The organism is Pararhizobium sp., assembly GCF_035497515.1.
Lineage (GTDB): Bacteria > Pseudomonadota > Alphaproteobacteria > Rhizobiales > Rhizobiaceae > Pararhizobium.
Map to the genome: position 1 here is coordinate 1 of NZ_DATJDJ010000108.1, position 20,424 is coordinate 20,424.

The following is a 20,424-nucleotide window of genomic DNA, read 5'->3' on the forward strand; positions in this document are numbered from 1 at the left end:
CGCCTTTCCGGCAATAGGTTCTCCACAACGGTTACGGCATGTCTCCATAAGTGTGTTGGACGCCCATGCGCCAAGTGTATGTTCGCACAACAGGGTTGAAAGCTAGTGAACATGGGTTAAAAGGACGCTAATATAGCTGGCGTCGAAAGGATGGCGATCCGCTCCAGCGGGTCCGAAGGGAAGTTCCGATTGCTTTTTCGCGTTTCAAGTGTAAGCAGCTAAAACAACTCACAGCAGTTTAGAGCGTTCGATAAAATATGACAGTTGAAATCATAGGGCGCGCATGTCTCGCCCCGGGAGCCAATTCGCCCCAAGCGTTGTTTCGTATCCTTCGCCAGGGCAAATGCACCGTCACACGCATACCTTCGGACCGCTGGGATCTTGCTCGCTTCTGGCATCCTGTCATTGGCAATCCGGGCAAGACCTATTCGTTTGCGGCCGGCGTACTCGACAGCGTCTATGATTTCGATCCGGCTGCCTTCGGCATGTCGCAGCGCGAAGCCATGTATATGGATCCGCAGCAGCGCGTCCTGTTGCAACTCGCGTGGCGTGCGCTCGAGGACGCGAACATTTCCGTCCCATCGCTGCATGGCGAAAATGTCGGCGTCTACATCGGCGCGTCGAGCCTCGACCATGCCAACCTGACGGTCGAGGACCCTGCCGCCGCCGGTCCCTACTTCATGACCGGCAATACGCTGTCGATCGTTTCGAACCGTATTTCGCATATTTTCGGCCTCAGCGGCCCCAGCATGACGGTCGATACCGCCTGCTCGTCGTCGCTGGTCGCCCTCGACCAGGCGATGCGGGCGCTGAATGACGGGGAAATCGACACGGCTATCGTCGGCGGCGTCAATATCCTCGCGCATCCGCTGCCCTTCGTCGGCTTCGCACAGGCCCGCATGCTGTCGCCCGAAGGACTCTGCCGCGCCTACGACAATGACGGCGGTGGCTATGTGCGTGCCGAAGGCGGCGTCGTTTTCGTCTTGCGCCGCTCCGACCGTGCCAAGCAGGAAAAAGACCGCAGCTACGCCAAGATCATCGCGACCGGCGTTAATTCCGCCGGCCGGACCAATGGCATTTCGCTGCCGTCGCGCGAAGCGCAGGCCAACCTGTTGCGCGCGATCTATCAGGGCAACAACATCGATTCCAATCAGGTCGCCTTCGTCGAAGGCCACGGCACCGGCACCAAGGTGGGCGACCCGGCCGAAGTCTGGTCGATCGGCACCGTCATCGGCGCCAACCGCCGTGCGCCCGTTCCGATCGGCTCGATCAAGTCCAACATCGGCCATACCGAACCGGCGTCCGGCCTGTTCGGCATGCTCAAGGCCGTCATGGCGCTTGAGAACAATTATCTGCCCGCCTCGCTGCATTTCGATACGCCGAACGAAAATATCGACTTCGACGGCCTGAACGTCCGCGTCACGGCAAACCCGATCGAGCTTCTGCGCGGCAAGCGCGCCCGTCTCGCCGGCATCAACTCCTTCGGCTTCGGCGGCGCCAATGCCCACGTCGTCATCAGCGATCCGGATCCGGTTCAGGACGAACGCCACCGCAACAACGCCACGGGCCATGTCTTCATGGCAAGTGCCCACACCGCCAACAGTCTTGAAGACCTGCTGAAGTCGTACAAGTCGGCCTTCGCCAAGGCCTCGAAAGAAGAGGCGCGCTCCATCATTGCCGCTTCCGGCGCCAATCGCACTCAGATGCGCCATCGTTTTGCCGCGCGCAGCGATCATCCCGAAGACATCATCCGTGCCATCGCCAGCCATCTGGAGAAGCCGGCTTCCGACATCGGGGAAACCGGTGAAGCCGTTACCAAGGACGCGAAAGTCGCCTTCGTCTTCTCCGGCAACGGCTCACAGTGGGCCGGCATGGGCGTCGAGGCTTTCCGTGAAAATCTGCATTTCCGCCAGTGTTTCACCTCCGTCAGCGCGCTGTTCAAATTCCACTCGGACATCGTCCTCACCGATCTCTTGACCGATCCGGATCTCGACAAGAAGCTTGCCGACACCAAGGTCGCCCAGCCGTTGCTGTTCGCGGTGCAGGCAGCCCTGTCGGATTCGCTGGTTGCCATGGGCATCAAGCCGACCGCCGTCTTCGGCCATTCCGTCGGTGAAATCGCTGCCGCCTATGCGGCCGGCACCCTGTCGCTGGTCGATGCCGTCTCGATCGTCGCCAAGCGCTCGCTGCACCAGGACCTTCTGGCCGGTCAAGGCACGATGGCAGCCGTCATGCTCGGCGAAGATGCCGCAAACGCCTTTGCCAAGGCCCGTGGCCTCGAGCAGGTCTGCGTCGCCGCCATCAACGCGCACAATTCGGTGACCATTTCGGGTCCTGCCCACGAGGTTTCCGCCTATCGCGACGCCGCGCGCAAGGCGAAGATCCCGGTTCAGATCCTCGACATCAACTATCCGTTCCATCACCCGATCATCGATCAGGCGAAGAAGGCCTTCCTCAGCGATATCCCGGATATTGCCCCGCGCAAGTCGGAACTCGCCTATCTGTCGACCGTCACCGGCTCCCGACTGGATGGCACGCAACTGGATCCGGACTACTGGTGGAAGAACGTCCGCGAGCCGGTTCGTTTCCAGGCCGCCACCGAAGCCGCGATCGAACTCGGCTGCAGCCTGTTCATCGAAATCTCGCCGCGCCCGATCCTCTCGTCCTACTTGAAGGAAACGGTCAAGCAGGCATCGATCCCGGGCATGGTCGTGCCGACGCTGCTGCGCGACCCCGGCGAAAAGGGCCAGGATCCGATCTCGCGCGCCATGGCGCGAGCAATCTCCCATGGCGCCGCCTTCGACGAGGCCCGCCTGTTCGGCAAACGCAATGCCTTTGTCCGCCTGCCCAATCTGCCGTTCGAACTGACCGAGTTGCGTCCGCCATCGACCAGCGATACGACTGATCTTTTTGGCCGCGGCTCCAAGGTTCCCTACACGCTTGCAGGCTGGCGCGCCGACCTCAACAGCGGCAGCTGGAAAAACCATATCGACGCCCATCTGTTTCCGGACTTGGCGGAGCATATCGTCGATGGCAAGGCAATCCTGCCGGGCAGCGGTTTCATTGAAATCGCCATTTCCGTCGCGCAGCAATTCTACGGTACGCCGGAAGTCGACATCACCAACCTGGAAATCATGCGCCCGCTGGAGCTTGCCGACAGCCGGATGATGGAACTGTCGACCGTGCTTTCGCCGGAGACCGGCGATATCGAAATCCGCTCGCGCGAACGGCTGTCGGAAGACGACTGGACCGTGCATGCCGTGGCCCGCAGCCGCAAGCCTATCCCGGCAAATGCGACCGTTTCCGCGAACCCGTTGGCCGGGCTGGAAAAATCGGCAACGGTCACGCCGACCAAGGCCTATGAGACTGCCCGCCAGTTCGGCCTCGACTACGGCCCGCGCTTCCAGCTGATGGCGAAGGCCGTTTCCTATGGCGACCGGTTCATCGATGTCGAACTGAAGGAGCCGGAAGATGCCGGCAACCCGTTCGTGTCATACAGCCTCAACCCGATTTCGGTGGATGCGACGTTCCACGGAATGGTGGCGCTGTTCGATCGTTTCACCGGCGAAGCCGGTGGCGCACCTTACATTCCGGTCCGCTTCGGTTCCGTTCGCATCAGCAATTCCGGCCTGATCGTCAAGCGCGCCATGGTCGAAATCGAGCGCATCAGCGCCAACTCGATCAAGGCGAAGTTCCGCTTCTTCAGCGCCGATGGAGAACTCATCGCCGCGTTCGACGATTGCCGTTTCCGCCGGACTTACCTGCGCCAGCACAAGACGCTCGACACGCTGTCCTTCCACTACGAGGCAATCCCGTCGGACCGCGCAGCGCTGCTTTCAGCCGTGGTCTCTTCGACCGCCTTGCCGCTGCCGCTGGTCGCCGCCACCGACGATACCGGCATCGACAATACGACGCTTCTCTTCAATGCCGCGATCTACCGCGCCTGTCATGAGATCGCACTGAAGCTCGGCAAGGGGACGGCGAAGATCGAAACGCGCTCGCTTCCCGGCGACTTTGCCTTCCGTTGCTTCCTGGCGAACTGCCTCTATGTCCTGGAAGATGCCGGACTGTGCGAGCACAAGGGTGGAAGCTGGAAGATCGCGACCGAGTTCTCGCTGCCGCCGGTCGGCGACATCCTCAAGGAACTCTATGGCGAGCGCTCCGAGCGCGCCGTCGAAGCCGTGCTGATCAACAATTCCTATGCGGAAGCGCTTGATCGCATCGACAGCCTGTTTGCCGCCGAGATTTCCGGTATCGAACCCGAGATAGGCAAGGCGCAGGGCTTCATCAGCGATGCGACGCTGGATCATCAGACGGTGCACTCCGAATCCACCCGCCAGCGGATGGAACTGGTTCTCGACGCCGTCGAAAAGGCCTTGGAAAGCGAAAACGGCAAGCGGGATTTGAGGATCGTCGAGGCCGGTACCGTTTCCGCCGGATTCACCAGCCGTCTGGCGACGCTGGCGACGAAATATGACGCCAGCCTGATCGTCGTCGAGCCGCGTGAAAATGCGCAGCGCAACCTCGAAATCGCCTTCGAGGAGCACGCCAATGTGCGGGTCCTCAAGAAGGACGCCTTTGGCAGCCTTCCGGCTTTCGACCTCGCCGTCAGCGCGTCGGACACGCTCTTCCAACTGGTCGACGAGGATGCGGCGATCCGCAACGCGATGCGGACCAGCCTTGGCGAACTTGGCGCGCTGGTCGCCGCGACCAATGCACCGACCGTATTCAGCGATTTCACCTTCGGGCTGACCGAAGGCTGGTTCGCTCGCAGCCAGGCCATCGATTTCCCGATCGGAAAGCTCGCCACCGTCACCCAGTGGCAGAAGTGCCTGAGCGACCTCGGCCTGCGCAATGTCACAGTTGAGGATCGCGAGCTCTCTCATGGCAATATCATCGTCGTCGAAGCCCAGGGCGGTCGGCTGACCGAGGCCAAGCAGGCGGACGTCGCGCGGCCCCTCGATGTCGCAACGCCGGTCATCGTCCTGCATGAAGGCGGCGTTTCGGCCCTGCACAAGGGGCTGCCATCGGGCAAGGACGCCATCCAGTCGCCGCTCGTTCCGGTTCAGGTGACCGGCGATTTCGACATGGATAAGACCAAGCTGGCGGAAGCCCTTCAGGGTCTTCACGACAAGCCGGTACGCGCCGTCTATCTGTCGGCGGCGACGTCGGGCGATCGTAGCGAGGATTCGGCTGTCCTGCAGAACCGCGTCCTCTCGCTCAGCGCCTTTGCCGAAGCCCTGCGCCAACATTATGCGGATGCCGAGCCAACTGCCGAACAGCGCCCGCGCCTCGTCGTCGCAGCCCCCGGCGGTTCGCCGATAACGGTGGTTTCGCGTTCGAAGGACGTGGCCGGCTCCAGTGTCAACAGCGGCCTCTGGGCTTTCACGCGCGTTCTCCAGAACGAGTACGATATCCTCGACATCCATTCGCTCGACCTGACCGGCCCGAAGGCGGATGCAGGCAGCCAGCTCGCCACGGCGATCGTCCTGCTTTCAGATGAGAGTGGCAACCGCGAATGGCTGCTGGACGGCAAGACGGGCATCCTGTCGGAAATCCGCGCCGTTCCGGGTCCGGTCAGCCAGGCGCTGCGCCACACCTCCAGCTTCAAGGCAGCGACCATCCGCCAGCGCGTCAGCTCGCAGGTCGGCAGCATTGCCTGGGAAGAATCAGACATTCCGCAGCCCGGCCCCGACGATGTCGTGGTCGCTGTTGCAGCGACCGGCCTCAACTTCCGCGATGTCATGTGGGCCATGGGCCTTCTCCCGGAAGAAGCACTTGAAGACGGCTTTGCCGGCGCAACGATCGGCATGGAACTGTCCGGCCACGTCGTTGCCATCGGCAGCGGCGTCAAGGATCTGTCGATCGGCGATGCCGTCATGGCAATCGGCCCCGCGGCGTTCTCGACCCACGCCATCGTCTCCCGCTCAGGCGTCGCCCGTCTGCCGGAAACCGTCAGCCCGGTCGCGGCAGCAACCGTGCCGGTCGCCTTCCTCACCGCCTATTACGCGATGATGGAGCTCGGCCGCATCCGTGCCGGCGAAACGATCCTGATCCATGGTGCAGCCGGCGGTGTCGGTCTCGCGGCCCTGCAGGTCGCCAAGCTTGCCGGCGCCAAGGTCATCGCCACGGCCGGCACCCGCGAAAAGCGTCGTTTCATCAAGATGCTCGGCGCCGATCATGTCTTTGATTCGCGTTCGCTGGCCTTCGTCAACGACATCCTCGGCGTCACCGGCGGCGAAGGTGTCGACCTCGTCCTCAACTCGCTTTTCTCCGAGGCGATGGAACAGAGCCTGTCGCTGGTCAAGCCGTTCGGCCGCTTCCTCGAACTCGGCAAGCGCGACTATTATGCCGACAGCAAGATCGGCCTGCGTCCGTTCCGCCGCAATATCAGCTATTTCGGCATCGATGCCGACCAGTTGCTGGTCAATGCGCCTGATCTGACGAAGCGGATCTTCACCGAGATCGGCGCCCTCTTCGAAGAGGGCAAGCTGGTGCCGCTGCCCTATCGCGCCTTTGGGTTCGACGAGATCGGTAACGCCTTCCGCCTGATGCAGAATGCCGGCCATATCGGCAAGATCGTCGTCCTGCCGCCGGTTTCCGGCCGCGACGCGGTCGCCAATCGCCCGGCGGGCCGCATGTCCGTAGACAGTCACGGCGTGCATCTGGTCGTCGGCGGCATCGGCGGTTTCGGCCTTGCTGCCGCGAACTGGCTGGTCGACAAGGGCGCCCGCAACATCGCACTCTCGACCCGCCGCGGCGTCGCCGATAGCGAAACGCTGGAAGCGATCAAGCGCTGGGAAAGCAAGGGTGTATCGGCAACGGTTCATGCCTGCGACATCACCGACGAAGCGGCAGCCGACAATCTGTTGCAAACGCTGCGCCAGATCGCACCGCTGAAGACCGTTGTTCACGCAGCCATGGTTCTCGACGACGCGCTGATCAACAATCTCAACCGCGAGCGCAACCGTCCGGTCATCGACGTCAAGGCCAAGGGTGCTGCCGTTCTCGACAAGCTGACCCGCGGCGATGCGCTGGAGCATTTCATCCTGTTCTCCTCGGCAACGACGCTCGTCGGCAATCCGGGACAGGCCAATTATGTTGCCGCGAACGGCTATCTCGAAGGTCTGGCCCGCGCGCGCCGCCTGGAGGGCTTGCCCGGTCTTGCCATCGGCTTTGGCGCCATTGCCGACAAGGGCTATCTGGCCCAGAACACCGACGTCAACGACCTGCTCTCCAAGCGCATCGGCAAGACCGCGCTGAAGGCGCAGTCGGCCCTCAACCAGGTCGAGAGCTATATCCGCTCCGATCCGGGCACGGTCGATGCGGCCGTCGCGATGATCTCCGAGCTCGACTGGTCGGCTGCGCGCAACCTGCCGGTCGTTCGCAACGCCCTGTTCGAAGTCATCCTGCGCACGGCCGACCAGCATTCGCCGGGCAGCGACGGCAAGACGATGGATCTGGTGGCGATGATCGAAGGAAAATCGTCTCAGGAAGCCGAGGACATCCTTTACGATCTGGTTGCCGGCGAAATCGCCGCCATCCTGCGCGTCTCCAAGGATACGATCTCGCGCAACAAGATCCTGAAGGAAATCGGCCTCGACAGCCTCATGGCAGTGGAACTGGGGATCAGCTTTCAGCAGAATACCGGCTTCGACATGCCGCTCAGCGGTGTTGCCGACAACACGACCGTCGGTGACGTGGCCCGCAAGCTGTACGACAAGGTCAGCAAGCGCGACAACGGCAGCGAGGAAGACAGCGAACCAGCCGACAACAAGATCGTCAACGAGCTCACCCAGCGCCATACGGGCAACGGGGCCGGAAACGATACGGAGAAGGCAGTCAGCCAATGAGCCAGAACGAGGAACGTCAAACCGCTTCGAAGATGAACAGCAGCCTGAAGGAAAACCTGCTGGACCGGATGCGCAATGCGCACCAATCTTCCGAGCGAAACCGCATGGCGCGCTCCGAGCGCGACGTTCCTCCGCCTGTTCGCCGCAAGCAGACCCGCTTCGAGGACCTGCCGGAATACAAGCAGGTTCTGACCCAGAAAGTGGCAAGCGAGCAGCTCGGCATCGACAATCCATTCTACCGGGCGCACCAGACGGCGGCCGGTGCGACGACGGTCATCGACGGCCGCAAGCTGATCAATTTCGCGTCCTATGACTATCTCGGCCTCAACCGCCACCCGCATGTTCTGTCGAACGCGCGCGATGCGATCGGCACGTTCGGCATCTCCGCCTCCGCCAGCCGCCTCGTCGCGGGCGAGCGTCCGGCCCATGCCGAACTCGAGGAGCGCATCGCCTCCTTCTACGGCGTCGAAGCTGCCGTCTGCTTCGTCAGCGGTTATCTGACGAACGTCGCCACAATCAGCTGCCTGATGGGTCCGAAAGACCTCGTCGTTCACGACGAGTTCATTCACAACAGCGCGCTTGCCGGCATCAAGCTTTCGGGCGCGACGCGACGCCTGTTCAAGCACAATGATGCCAACGACCTGGAACATGTGCTGCGCACCGTTGCCGGCGATTATCGTCGCATCCTGGTGATCGTCGAAGGCGTCTATTCGATGGATGGCGATATCGCCAATCTGCCTGGAATCATGAAGCTGAAGGCGGAATACGGCTTCTGGTTGATGGTCGACGAAGCGCATTCGCTCGGCATTCTCGGCAAGCGCGGCCGCGGCACATTCGAACATTTCGGCATCGACCCACATCAGGTCGATATCTGGATGGGCACGCTGTCCAAGACCACGTCGAGTTGCGGCGGTTATATCGCCGGCAGCGCGGCACTCGCGGCCGTTCTCAAGGCGACCGCCGGCGGCTTCGTCTACAGCGTCGGCCTTGCGCCGGTTCTCACCGCATCGGCCATTGCCAGCCTTGACATCCTCGAAAGCGAGCCGGAGCGCGTCGCGGCCCTGAAGCGCAACGGCGCCCTGTTCCTGAAACTCGCGCAGGAAGCCGGTCTCGACACGGGCTTGAGCGCCGGCTTCTCTGTCGTCCCCGTTCTGGTGGGCGATTCGCTGCGCGCCGTGCAACTCTCGAACGATCTCCTGACCGCAGGCATCAACGCCCTGCCGATCATCCATCCGGCCGTGCCGGAAGGTCTGGCGCGCCTGCGTTTCTTCATCACCAGCGAGCATACGGAAGAGCAGATCCGCCAGACCGTTGCGGTCACGGCGGAAAAGCTGAAGGATCTGACAGAGCGGAACTTCGGCCTCGCCTCGATCGACATCCAGCAGATGATGAAGATGCTGGCTTCCCGATAGTCTGGCCGCCATCCGGCAGCCAGCCCTTTCCCATGAACCGGACCGGTCTTGCGGCATGACTCATGTGATCATCACCGGCGGCTCGAGCGGGATCGGACTGGCACTGGCGCGCATCTACACAAAGCGCGGCGTGCGGATTTCCCTTTTGGCCCGCACGCTTTTGGCCCTTGAAGCGGCTCAAGCCGAACTTGCTCGCGTGAACCCGGTCGCCGCGATCCGGATCGAAAGCGCTGATGTGGCCGACGAAGTCCAGATCCTTGCCGCGATCCGCCGTTGCGAGGGTGCCTTCGGTCCCTGCGATATCCTTATTACCTCGGCCGGCATCGTCGAGCCCAGCCTGTTCGAGACGCTGCCGGCGGACGCGTTCGAACGGCAGATGCGGACGAACCTGTCCGGCAGCGTCCATGCGGTGCGGGCCGTCTATGCCGGCATGAAAGAGCGCCGCTCGGGAAGGATCATGATGGTCTCGTCCGGCGCCGGGCTGATCGGCATTTATGGATATACCGCCTATTCCGCCTCGAAATTCGCACTGCACGGATTTGCCGAAGCCCTGCGCTCCGAGGCAAAGCCACATGGCGTCAGTGTTTCCGTCTGCTTTCCACCGGATACGGAAACGCCGCAATTCACCCGTGAACTCGAGCATCGCCCGCTCGAGGCGGCCGTCATCATGGGCAGCGTCGCCCCATGGGCGCCGTCCGCCGTTGCGGCCCGGATCGTCCGCGCCATCGACAAGGGATCGTTCGAGGTCTTCTTCGGTCTGTCGCTCGGTGCGCTCGGCCGTTTCGGCTCCACCGTGAAACCCTTCCTCAACTGGTGGTTCGATCGCGCCATCCTCAAGATCGGCCGCCGCCCCTGAATGGGCATAGTCTGTCTGTAACAGATGCCACGCCTCGATTCGCCGAGCGCTCGGCGACGATCGAAAACGCATATCCACAGTGCCTGATGAACCGGCGCGTTGCTCCGACGGAATCGCTTTCGGTCGGTGATGAAATACTCTAAGTGTCGTCTTGTCGCGACAATGGCAGACAGACCGGCGGCGGGTAAAAAAACATGAAGGTATCCGTTTGGCGTTGACGTCGCTCCACATGCATGACCATCCCGTGGCGCTGACTTTATTCTGCTACGTGCTTGCCTGTTCCGTGATCCTGTTCACGGACAGGTTCGCGCTTCCCAAGCGCGAGCGCCGCCGCAACAGGCCGCCGGCCAGTATCAGCCGCGCACTCATGGACATATTCGCGCGGCTTCCGATCATCGCACTGGTCTTTGCCGGCTTTTTCGCCATTTCCTGGCGCCCGCTCTATGCCAGCGCCGGCACGATGAGCTTCTTCGTCATCTTCACCGGTATCTCGCGCGCCAAATACAAGTTCATCCGCGAGCCTTTGGTCTTCTCCGACATTGCCCTCGTCGCCGACGTCTTCAAATACAAGTCGATCTTCTATGCGAATTCGCTGAACATCGTCTTCTGGCTGGTCGCTTTTCTTTACGTGTTCGGGGTTTCCGCGCTCTACATGTATTTCGAACCGCACCTCCTTCCGGCAAACAACAAGCTGTTGTGGATCACGGTGATGATCCTGATCGCCGACCTGCCGTGGATTCTTCTGTTCTACGGCCCGGTCAACCGGCCGGTGGCGGATCTGGCACAGCGCCTGGTCGGCAAGCCCAACGTCAAGGTCAGCACCTACCGGTTCGGCACCTTCGCGTCGGTCATCTATCATTTCATCATCTGGCTTGGCCGCCGTCGTGAACAGATCGTCGCCGACCTGTCGGAACGCTTGCTGGCCGCGGTGCAGGATCTGATCGGCCATGATGCCGAGAACAAGGCGCCGCTGGTTATCGTCTGGCAGTCTGAATCCTTCATCGACATGCGCAATTGCGGCGTCGACAGTATCGAACTGCCGACGATCGACCGGCTGCAGAAATTGTCTGCGCAATGGGGACGCCTCGCGACGGTCTTCGAAGGTGGCTATACGCTGCGGACCGAATTCGCCGTGTTGAGCGGCCTTGTTCCCGACGATCTCCACATCGACGCCAGCTACCCCTATTTGCGGGCCAGCCACTATACGAATGTCGTCTGGCCGACGAAGCTGAAGAAGGCCGGATGGAACACGCATTTCATGCATCCCTACGACCGGACATTCTTCCTGCGCCACAAGGCGATGCCACAACTTGGTTTCGAGAAGATGACCATGCTCGACGAGTTCGATCATGATCCGATGTTCGACGGTCCCTATGTCTCTGATTTCGCGCTGACCTACAAGGTCATTGACGAGTTGGAAAATCAGACGGATGCCAAGGGCAGCTTCCTTTTTGTCGCCTCGATGGCCAATCACGGCCCGTGGGAGCCCGGTCGCGTCGAAGGCCTGACCAATCCGGTCGAAATATACCTCGATATCCTACAGCAGTCCGACAAGGCCCTCGGCGAACTGGTGGACCATTTGAACAAACTCGACCGGCCGGTCTGGCTGTTGTTCTACGGCGACCATGCACCGCTGCTGAAATCCTTTGCCGATCCCTTCCCTGACCCGCGCACCGACTATTTCATCGTACCCCTGGGCCACGCCCGCAAATCGCATCACACGCCGATGCCCCCGCGCAGCGAGGAGCCCTGGAAACTGTTGGAAGCGCTGCTCAAGCATGCCAATCTGCACAAGGATGATCTGCGCTAGTGCTGGCGCGGATATCCGGGAGCCTGACGATGGTAGTGCAGCAGTGACGCCGCGTGTCTTTCTCTTCCTGCAGGGACCATCCTCGCCGATCTTCGCCAAGATCGCCGATCGCCTTGAGGCATTTGGCCACCTCTGCCTCAGGATCAATCTCAATCCCGGTGACCAGATCTTCTGGCGGCGCAAGGGCGGGTATAACTATCGCGGACGCGGCGGCGACGCCTGGCGGACCTATCTAGCCGCCTTCATGGACGAGCATGACGTCACAGACCTGGTGCTCCTGGGCGAGGAACGCGACTATCACCGCGTGGCGGTCGAGATCGCGAAGACCCGCGCTCTCGACATCTTTGTTGTCGAGATGGGTTATCTGCGCCCGGACTGGTTGACGCTGGAACGCGGCGGCATGTCGTCCAACTCGCATTTCCCCGCCGATCCCAACGTCATCATCGAGGCCGCGCGTGCGTTGCCGGAGCCGCGCTGGAAGCGGCACCATACGCAGAGCTTCGTTGCGGAAGCCGCCTATGATTTGCTCTATAATCTGCCCAATGTCTTCCTGTGGTTTCTCTTTCCCCATTACCGCCGGCATGCGCTCTTTCATCCGCTGGCGGAGTATGCCGGTTGGGTGATGCGGCTGGCGGGCAGCGGCAAACGCAAGCGGGTGGCGGCATCGACCATCGAAGCGCTCATCACCGACGGCACGCCCTTCTTCGTCTATCCGCTGCAGCTCCAGACAGATTTTCAGCTGCGCGCGCACTCGCCTTACAACGACCAGCGTGAAGCGATCGACGCGGTCCTCTCCTCCTTTGCCGCGCATGCGCCAAAGGCGTCCCGACTGGTCATCAAGATCCATCCGCTCGACAACGGGCTGATCGGCTGGCAGCGCTTCATCACCGATCTGACCGACCGGCTCGGAGTGGGGGAGCGCGTGACGTTTCTCGACGGTGGCGATCTCAACGCCCTGCTTGCCAAGGCAGAAGGAACCGTAACGGTCAATTCCACCGTCGGGTTGAGCGCCTTGCAGATGGGCAAGCCCGTCAAGGTCCTCGGGACCGCGATTTTTGACATTATCGGGTTGAGCGACCAGGCCGGCCTCGACGCCTTCTGGCCCGCGCCGATGCCGCCCCGAGACGATCTTCGGGTCGCCTTCTTCCGTCTGCTCGCGGCAACGATCCAGGTGCGCGGAAACTTCTATTCAGCTGGCGGGACCGATGCCGGGGCTGATGCGATCGCCCGGCGTCTGCACGAGCGATCGGTCAATCAGCCCGGAGCCTTCATCGATCCACCGCCGCGCCAAAAACCGCAAAAAATCAATCGTCGTCATCATTGATCGGTTCGGAAGTCCGCCATTCTTCCATTTCTTCTTTCGAGAACAGGCGGAAACGCCGACGGTTCCAGGTGATCCCGCGCTTCACGACAACCGCGGGCGTTCCCGCCAGAACCACGCCGCTTTCCTTGAAGGTCTTGTTGACGAAGGATTTGGCACCAACGACGCAATCGTCCGGAAGCACGGTCCCCTTGTTGAGAATGGAGCCGACCCCGACCCAGACATGATCGCCGACAACAACGGATTTCGGGCGGTTCAGACGGCGGCCATCGCTCTTGCGGATCAGCGAGTGGGCATCGCTCGTGCGAATTTCGATCCCCCGCGAAAACATGCACCAGCGGCCAACGGTAACATTGCCGCGTTCCTGGCTGAGGACATAAACGGACTCAAAGGTCGTCCCCTCGCCGATCGACACTGTCTGATCGGTTCCCTTGATCATGAACTCGCCGCAAAGCCGGCAATTTTCGCCGATGACGAGGCGGTTCCCCCGCCCCCGGATGGTGATATGCCCGGTGAAGGATGAGGATCTTGGCAGCTCGATACTGTGTCCAGTGCCAAAAAGCCGGATGGTCGCGATCAGGCGTCCCTTGGCATCAACCGTGTTGTTCTGCCCCCGGTCGATCATGGTGGCAAACGGATAGTGGAAACGGATCTTCGGCAGAGATCTGAAAAAACTGCCAATTCTCTCAAAGACATTCATTCTGAAAAACCGTGCACGCCCGTTCGAACCGAGCCCTCATAGACCATGAAGATGTGGGAAGAAAATCGGGCTGCATGCCAAATCACAGGACAGGGCCGATAGCCTTGTCCTGTGGTGTAAGCGAATTCAGGTCCGGTCACGAATGTTGTAATAACCCATGACGAAGACGGCCCAGGCAAAGAGCAGGCCGAGAGAGACCAGGAACGAATTGAGGAACCGGGTCGGGTACTGCGCCATCTCCGACAATGTCGGCTGGATGAAGACTGCCAGATAGCGTTGCTTGCTGCTGGCATCCAGGCGTGCCTTTTCCAGGCTTGCAAGAGATAACGTATAGGCACGCTCGGCAAATTCCCGTTCCGTTTCGAGCGCTTCGTACTGCTGGATCCGGCCGGCGACATCGCCCGTTGCCGATCCACGCGCCGACTTGTCGGAAACGTTGCCACTGCCCAGTCGCTGCCGTTCGGAGTCCAGCTGCTGATCGACACTGGCGATGCGTGCCTTGAGCACGCGAACACGCGGCGTATCCTCGCCCATTTGCGTAAGAGCGGTTGCCAGATCGGCGTTCATTTGAACCAGTTGCGCTTCCAGACCGCCGATCAGCTGGGCCGCGAGCTTCGCACCCTCGACAGGATCAACTTCCTGCGACATGTCGCGATAGTCGCGCACGGCAACGCGGGCATTGGCAAGGCGCTCTTCCGCAACGCGCACTTCATCGCCAGCCGACGTCAGGACACCGCTGCGGGCCTCCGCCGAAAGGTTGTTGACGAGCTCATCGCACTTTTCGATCACGAACTGGGCAATCTCGCGAGACTGTTGCGGATCGAAAGCCTTGACCTGCAGTTGCATGATACCCGAGGCGTGGTCATAATTCACGTCGACCATTTCGCGCCAGTATTCAAGCTTGTCCTCGACCGGCAGGCCGCCGGCCAAGCCATAGAAATAATCAAGCCCGCGCGCATGGTAGATCCCCTCCAGATCGAACTTCTTCTCGACCTCGGCCAGCATGCGCTCGCTGCGGATGAAGTCCATCAGGATATAGCTGTCGGACTGCGTGTTGCCAGTCGAAGCCTGGGTGAACATGCCAAGAATGTCCGATCCGCCGGAAGCCTCGATACTGCGCACGGAGAAGGATGCCGTGCTGTGATACTGATCGGCGGCCAGGAAGATCATGTAGATGGACGCAAGGGTGCCCGGAATGGCGACGAACAGGATGAAGCTGGCGATGATCATCGCATGGCGCAGGCGAAGCGAGCCGATGCGGCCTCGCCTCTTGACTTCCTGCGTGATGATCGTGTGGATCTTGTTGCGACCCGGCTTTACCTTGGCGATCGGCATCGCCTTGCTCGGAACCAGCAAACGGTCGTCATTGCCCAACAGGCCTTCCAGGAGATGGACGCTTTTCGGCTTTACAACGTCCTTGCCCGTCAAACGGTCCGGGCTGATATCCGTCGCCGCGGCACTTGGAGCCGCATTCTTGATGACCGCCATTACCGTTCCTTCATATTCCTGTTGTGGGCGCCGATAGCGTCCTCAATATCATCATAATAGGTTAATTTGCCATTTTCCATAACCACCCCACAATCGCAATAATCGCGGATGGTCGTTGTACTGTGCGAAACCATAATGACGTCGGAGTCTTGTAGTCTGCTCTCAAAGACAACCTTGCATTTCTTCTTGAAATTCGCGTCGCCGACAGCGGTGATTTCATCAACGAGATAATAATCGAAATTCACGCCCATGCTCAAACCGAATGCGAGACGGGCTCTCATGCCGGATGAATATGTACCAACTGGTGCCTTGAAGAAAGGCCCCAATTCGGCAAATTCCTCGACGTACTGGATCAGTTCGCGCGTATCGACGCCGTAGATGCGGGCGACGAAGCGAACATTTTGCTCGCCGGTCATGGTCGCCTGGAAACTTCCCGCAAACCCCAGCGGCCAGGAAATCTTCCCGTGACGGATGATCCGGCCGCTGTCCAGACGGATGGTGCCGGCGATCAGCCGCAGCAAGGTCGACTTGCCGGCGCCGTTGCGCCCCAGGAGCCCGATGCTCTTACCCCGCTGCAATACAAGGGAAGCGCGCTCGATAATGGGTTTGTTGATGCCTTTGGTGCGCGCGAATTTCGTCGCCTGCTCAAGCCTGATCATTCGTTTCTCAACACAGCGGAAGAAGCGGAAAAAAGGACCATTCCAAAAAAGAATGTCAAAAATGCGAAAGTGTAGGCGTAGGATATATCCAGCCCGACAGCCCGGTACTCATCATAAAACCCCGTACGGAAATGCATGGTTACGTGAATCAGCGGGTTATAAAAAATGATCTCTCTGTAAGGGTGGGGAATTGCGTCCGGCAGAAAGAATACACCCGAGATCAGATAGAGCGGCCTGTTAACGATCCCGTAGACCTTTTCGTACAGCGGATATTTGACGAACAGCACATTGTTGGACAGCCCCACGCCGAGACCGAGCATGCTGGCGATAAAGGCAGCTTCGACGATTGGCGGCCAGGAAAGCTCCGGCGGAAAACGCATTGTACCGACAATCACGGACAGGACCACGGCGGCAACGGCGACTGTGGTGACCAATTGCAGGACATAACGCGCCACGATCGTGTCGATCGGCGCAACATTCGGATAACTCAAAAGCGATTTGTTCGACCGCACGGCGCCGTTCAGGTAAGTCACCATCGCCTGATAGAACTGGAAGCCGATATAACCTGTTCCAAAGAACAAGGGAAAGCTGATGCCAAGGGCCGGTGTGCGTGCAATCGCCTGGAAGATGACCGTCAGCAGTGCGACATTTGCGGCGGGATCAAGGAGAGCCCAGATGTAACCGCCCGGTTTGCTGCCGAAACGGGCTTCCATTTCGCGGACGAGCAAGGCGGAAACAACCCGCGTATGGGTAACCACATGTTCCAAACAGGTTGCTTTCTCAAGTACCGAACGCCGCATCGCCGCTTCAGCGCGACGCACATGCGCCTTCCATAAACCAATCCGCGCAACACCGCCACTTTTGCGGCGGACACCATATCACGTTCATTTTCAAAAAGATCGTGCCTTCAGTATGGCTACTTGTCGAACGGGTAGAGAATCCGGCCGATCAACCTGAATTTCGGATTGGAAAGCTCGCGAAAGAACTGGATCGGATCCTCGCGATAGTTCTCCGCATCCCGCCCGTGACCAATCCCGGCGATGAACGGCGAAACGATCGGCGTCAGCAGATGCCGCCAGCCGAGAACGCCATAGGGCCCCCAGGCCTGCCATTTCGGACCGGACGCGCGATAGGGTTTACCAGCAACATTCGCCCCGGCGAAATGGCGCCGGATGCCGTCGACGGTTTCCTCGAAGGAAATGCTCCGGCCCGTTTCTGGCTCGAAATAGCGCGGATAGAGCAGGTATGCGCCGGCAAACAGTGCCTCGATCGTCAGGGATCGATCCCGCCGCGGATTCGGCTGTCGGTCGTCCGTCAGGCCCCATCCGGCATAGAACGGGCAGCCTTGTACCGTCACCTTCAGCCCGCGCAACAGCGCTTCGAAGCCCGCCAGTGAGGTGATCGTGTAGACATGGTCGATGGTCTCGAAGGCACGAGCCATCGGCAACGGCTCGGTCAAGATCTGGCAGAGATGGCGGACATCCTGCGGGTCCGACTGGGCGAGGCGCACGCGGTTGAGGATATCGGGATGCGGTTTGTAGATGATCTGGGCGTCCGGATTTTCCGCCGCCGCCAGCCGCACCAGGTCGTTGTTGGTCACCGCTGGCAGGCAGCCGAACTGGATCGAGGCATCATCCTCGACCTGGCCGATCACCAGCACGCGCCTGGCCGTCTTCGGGCCATAAAGGCTGTCGATATCCGTCTTGATGTCGCTGTTATACTTGCTGACCCCGGTCTCCAGCAGGAAGCGGATGCCTTCCGCAGCGCGGGCGAGAAGATGTGGATCACCATCGAAATCGTAGGCCGCAAGCAGGCGCTCGAGATCGGACGGCGTACGGCAATCGAAATAGGCCGTGCCCGTGTCGAAGGCAAGCGAGAGCGGCGGGGTCCGGCTGGCATTGGCCTCGACTGAACGAATGAAACCATCTTCGATGAAGAAGACGGGGATGTGGTTGCTTGCCGCGAAGGACCGCAGTCCGTCCGGCGCCCTTAGGCTCCACACGAAGATCTGCGGCTTGTCTGCCGCGAGGATCCGAGCCGCCCATTCCTCCTCGAATTCATTGTCTCGGGCATACATGGGCACAAAGACAAAGTCGCATTCCGGGAAATAGCGCTGGAAGACGGCCTGTTTCCACCCGTGAATGTGAAACGCGAACGTGACGACGCCAGCACCTGGTGCGCTTCGATCCGGAACCGGGTGAGGACAGTGCGGCTGTTCAGGCAATGGCATCCGCTCGCAAAATCGTTTCCCCCGCGCCCGCCGACGTCAATATCGCAACGCGGAGGGCGGAGGTTTCCTCCACGGCGCTATCGAAACTCAGGCGACGCCCGCGCGCAAGAGATCATGAATGTGCAGGATACCCGACGGGGTGCCGGTTTCATCGACCAGGAACAGCACGGTAACCTTCTGCGCCTGCATCAGTTCCATCGCCGCGCTGGCAAGGATCGAACCCTTGATGACCCGCGGATTGTGCGACATGACCGTGTCGACCGTTTCCAGCAGCAGGTCGCGCGACATATGCCGACGCAAGTCGCCGTCGGTGATGACGCCGACCAGCTTGCCCGTCTCGTCGGTCACGCCGAGCACGCCGAACCCCTTGGAGGACATCTGGATGACCGCATCGCCCATCGGGCTGCCAAGCGGCAGGATCGGGATGGCCTCGCCCTCATGCGCCAGTTCCTGCACCAGCAGCAGTTGCGAGCCGAGCTTGCCGCCCGGATGGAAGGTCTTGAAATCCTGAGCCGAAAACCCGCGCCGTTCCAGAAGCGCGATCGCCAGCGCATCACCGACGGCCAGTTGCAGCATCGCCGAGGTGGTCGGCGCCAGACCATGCGGGCAGGCTTCCTGGACCTTCGGCAAGGTGATGGCGACGGTCGAATTGCGCGCCAGCAAGCTTTCCGCGTTGGAGGTCACGGAAACGATCGAAACATTGAACCGCTTGGCATAGGTCAGCATGTTTCCAAGCTCGACCGTCTCTCCGGACCATGAGAGGAGAATGAGCAGATCTTCCGACGTTATCATGCCGAGATCACCATGGCTGGCTTCCGTCGGATGCACGAAGTAGGCGGAAGTGCCGGTGGATGCCATGGTCGCGGCGATCTTGCGGCCGATATGCCCGCTCTTGCCGACACCGGAAACCACAACACGACCGCTGCCGCGAGCGATCAGTTCGACGGCATCGACAAGACTGTGCGACAGCGCCGGGTCCGAGGCAAAGCTCGCGGCAAGCGTGTTGATGCCATCGACAGCCGTTGCCATCGATCGCCCGATCGATTCAAGCACAGCCTGATCTTCAGGGGTTTTCGTACCGACTTGCCTGAGACCCATCATTTACGCTCCTAGACCTTCATTGCGTGTCCGGTTATAGCCAGAGCGCTCCCAGATCAAACTAAAATGGCCAAATCACGCGTTTTCTGCGCAATCGTTGCGTGAAAACGTCAGTTCACCGCGCGACAACGTGCCAGTGACGCTCAACCGGCGCGCTTTTCGGCGATCTCGTCATCCGGAAGGAGCGACTTGCCCGGATTGTTGACGAAAGCTTCCAGCGTCATCGTGTCGAGAATATCGGCAATGGCGTCGCGGACGATCGTCATGGAATGGCGGACTTCGCAGGTCTCGGGATCATTGCAGTCGTCACAGATCTCATAGGCCGTGCGGCTCGCACAGCGGATCGGCGCGAGCGGGCCATCGAGCGTGCGTACGACCTGGCCGATCCTGATTTCGGTTGCGGGACGCGACAGGGAATAACCGCCACCGGGGCCTTTCTTGGAGCGCAGGATGCCGGCATTTCTGAGTTCCAGAAGGATCGTGTCGAGAAACTTCTTCGGAATGTTGTTGCGGCTCGCAATTTCGGTAATGAAGGCCGTCTCGCCCGGATCAAGCCTGGCAAGATCAACCAGAGCCTTCAGTCCGTATTTTCCCTTTTTCGTCAGCATCGCAGTTCGCTCTTTCCACAGATCAGCGCTCAAAATGGCTTCGATCTGCCGATTGCCATCCCATGAAACCGGCATATCACAAGAGAAGCCTTGCCAATATACCGATTTAGTCAAAAGGTGGCCAAACTGCGGTTTTCACGCATCTTTATGGTTTACGCGACGGCGTAGACCGCGGAAGTGTCAGCGGATCGCAACACCGGCTGCCTGTTGCCCTGTCCGGCCATCAATTGCCTGACCGCCGAACGCGCCTCGTCCGCCGAGCGGAAGTAACGCGAATCGAGATCCCAGACGTGATACTTGACCGCGACGAACTTCATGCCGCCCGCATCCGGGATGACGACACCGACAGCTTCTCCGCCAAATTCTATAACCTGCTTGTTCATGGAAAA

The 20,424-nt window shown here is 60.5% G+C and carries 13 protein-coding genes; 5 read left to right on the forward strand and 8 right to left on the reverse strand.

All coding sequences use genetic code 11. From position 1 onward, the window contains the following. The first annotated feature begins 257 nt into the window (after positions 1-257). The 5 genes from VL202_RS11150 (at position 258) to VL202_RS11170 (ending at position 13,255) form a co-directional block, all read left to right on the forward strand. Positions 258-7,853 (forward strand): type I polyketide synthase, encoded by a 7,596-nt coding sequence (locus VL202_RS11150; RefSeq protein ID WP_325464185.1) that lies wholly within the window; start codon positions 258-260, stop codon positions 7,851-7,853. Beyond that, positions 7,850-9,265: an aminotransferase class I/II-fold pyridoxal phosphate-dependent enzyme gene (locus VL202_RS11155; RefSeq protein WP_325464186.1), complete on the forward strand. Its 1,416-nt coding sequence runs from the start codon at positions 7,850-7,852 to the stop codon at positions 9,263-9,265. Before VL202_RS11150 ends, VL202_RS11155 begins: the two co-directional genes overlap by 4 nt. A gap of 55 nt (positions 9,266-9,320) precedes the next feature. Further along, a complete protein-coding gene (locus VL202_RS11160) occupies positions 9,321-10,121 on the forward strand; it encodes an SDR family oxidoreductase (protein WP_325464187.1) in 801 nt (266 codons plus the stop codon). Positions 10,122-10,350: 229 nt separating this feature from the next. After that, positions 10,351-11,931, forward strand: a complete 1,581-nt coding sequence (locus tag VL202_RS11165) for an LTA synthase family protein (protein ID WP_325464188.1) — start codon at positions 10,351-10,353, stop codon at positions 11,929-11,931. After that, positions 11,918-13,255 (forward strand): capsular biosynthesis protein, encoded by a 1,338-nt coding sequence (locus VL202_RS11170; RefSeq protein WP_325464226.1) that lies wholly within the window; start codon positions 11,918-11,920, stop codon positions 13,253-13,255. Before VL202_RS11165 ends, VL202_RS11170 begins: the two co-directional genes overlap by 14 nt. On the opposite strand, the gene VL202_RS11175 is transcribed toward VL202_RS11170, so the two are convergent. From VL202_RS11175 to VL202_RS11210, 8 genes are all read right to left on the reverse strand, one after another. After that, positions 13,236-13,952, reverse strand: a complete 717-nt coding sequence (locus VL202_RS11175) for a hypothetical protein (RefSeq protein ID WP_325464189.1) — start codon at positions 13,950-13,952, stop codon at positions 13,236-13,238. The two genes, VL202_RS11170 and VL202_RS11175, sit on opposite strands and share 20 nt — an antisense overlap. Positions 13,953-14,078: 126 nt before the next feature. Then, on the reverse strand, positions 14,079-15,440 hold the full coding sequence (locus tag VL202_RS11180; protein WP_325464190.1) for an RkpR, polysaccharide export protein: 1,362 nt from the start codon (positions 15,438-15,440) through the stop codon (positions 14,079-14,081). Next, the gene (locus VL202_RS11185; RefSeq protein ID WP_325464191.1) at positions 15,440-16,099 is read right to left on the reverse strand and encodes an ABC transporter ATP-binding protein; all 660 of its coding nucleotides are present in this window, start codon (positions 16,097-16,099) and stop codon (positions 15,440-15,442) included. The genes VL202_RS11180 and VL202_RS11185 overlap by 1 nt, the downstream gene beginning before the upstream one ends. After that, on the reverse strand, positions 16,096-16,866 hold the full coding sequence (locus VL202_RS11190; protein WP_325464227.1) for an ABC transporter permease: 771 nt from the start codon (positions 16,864-16,866) through the stop codon (positions 16,096-16,098). The genes VL202_RS11185 and VL202_RS11190 overlap by 4 nt, the downstream gene beginning before the upstream one ends. Before the next feature lie 149 nt (positions 16,867-17,015). Further along, positions 17,016-18,329, reverse strand: coding sequence for a capsular polysaccharide biosynthesis protein (locus tag VL202_RS11195; protein ID WP_325464192.1), 1,314 nt, complete (start codon positions 18,327-18,329; stop codon positions 17,016-17,018). An 87-nt stretch (positions 18,330-18,416) separates the two neighbouring features. After that, entirely contained in the window at positions 18,417-19,427 is a 1,011-nt protein-coding gene (locus VL202_RS11200) for a KpsF/GutQ family sugar-phosphate isomerase (RefSeq protein WP_325464193.1), read from the reverse strand. Between the two features lie 143 nt (positions 19,428-19,570). Beyond that, the gene (locus VL202_RS11205; protein WP_325464194.1) at positions 19,571-20,035 is read right to left on the reverse strand and encodes an Rrf2 family transcriptional regulator; all 465 of its coding nucleotides are present in this window, start codon (positions 20,033-20,035) and stop codon (positions 19,571-19,573) included. A gap of 152 nt (positions 20,036-20,187) precedes the next feature. Next, positions 20,188-20,418 carry a hypothetical protein gene (locus VL202_RS11210; protein WP_325464195.1) on the reverse strand — a complete coding sequence of 77 codons (231 nt, stop codon included), beginning with the start codon at positions 20,416-20,418 and terminating at the stop codon, positions 20,188-20,190. Positions 20,419-20,424: the final 6 nt, after the last annotated feature.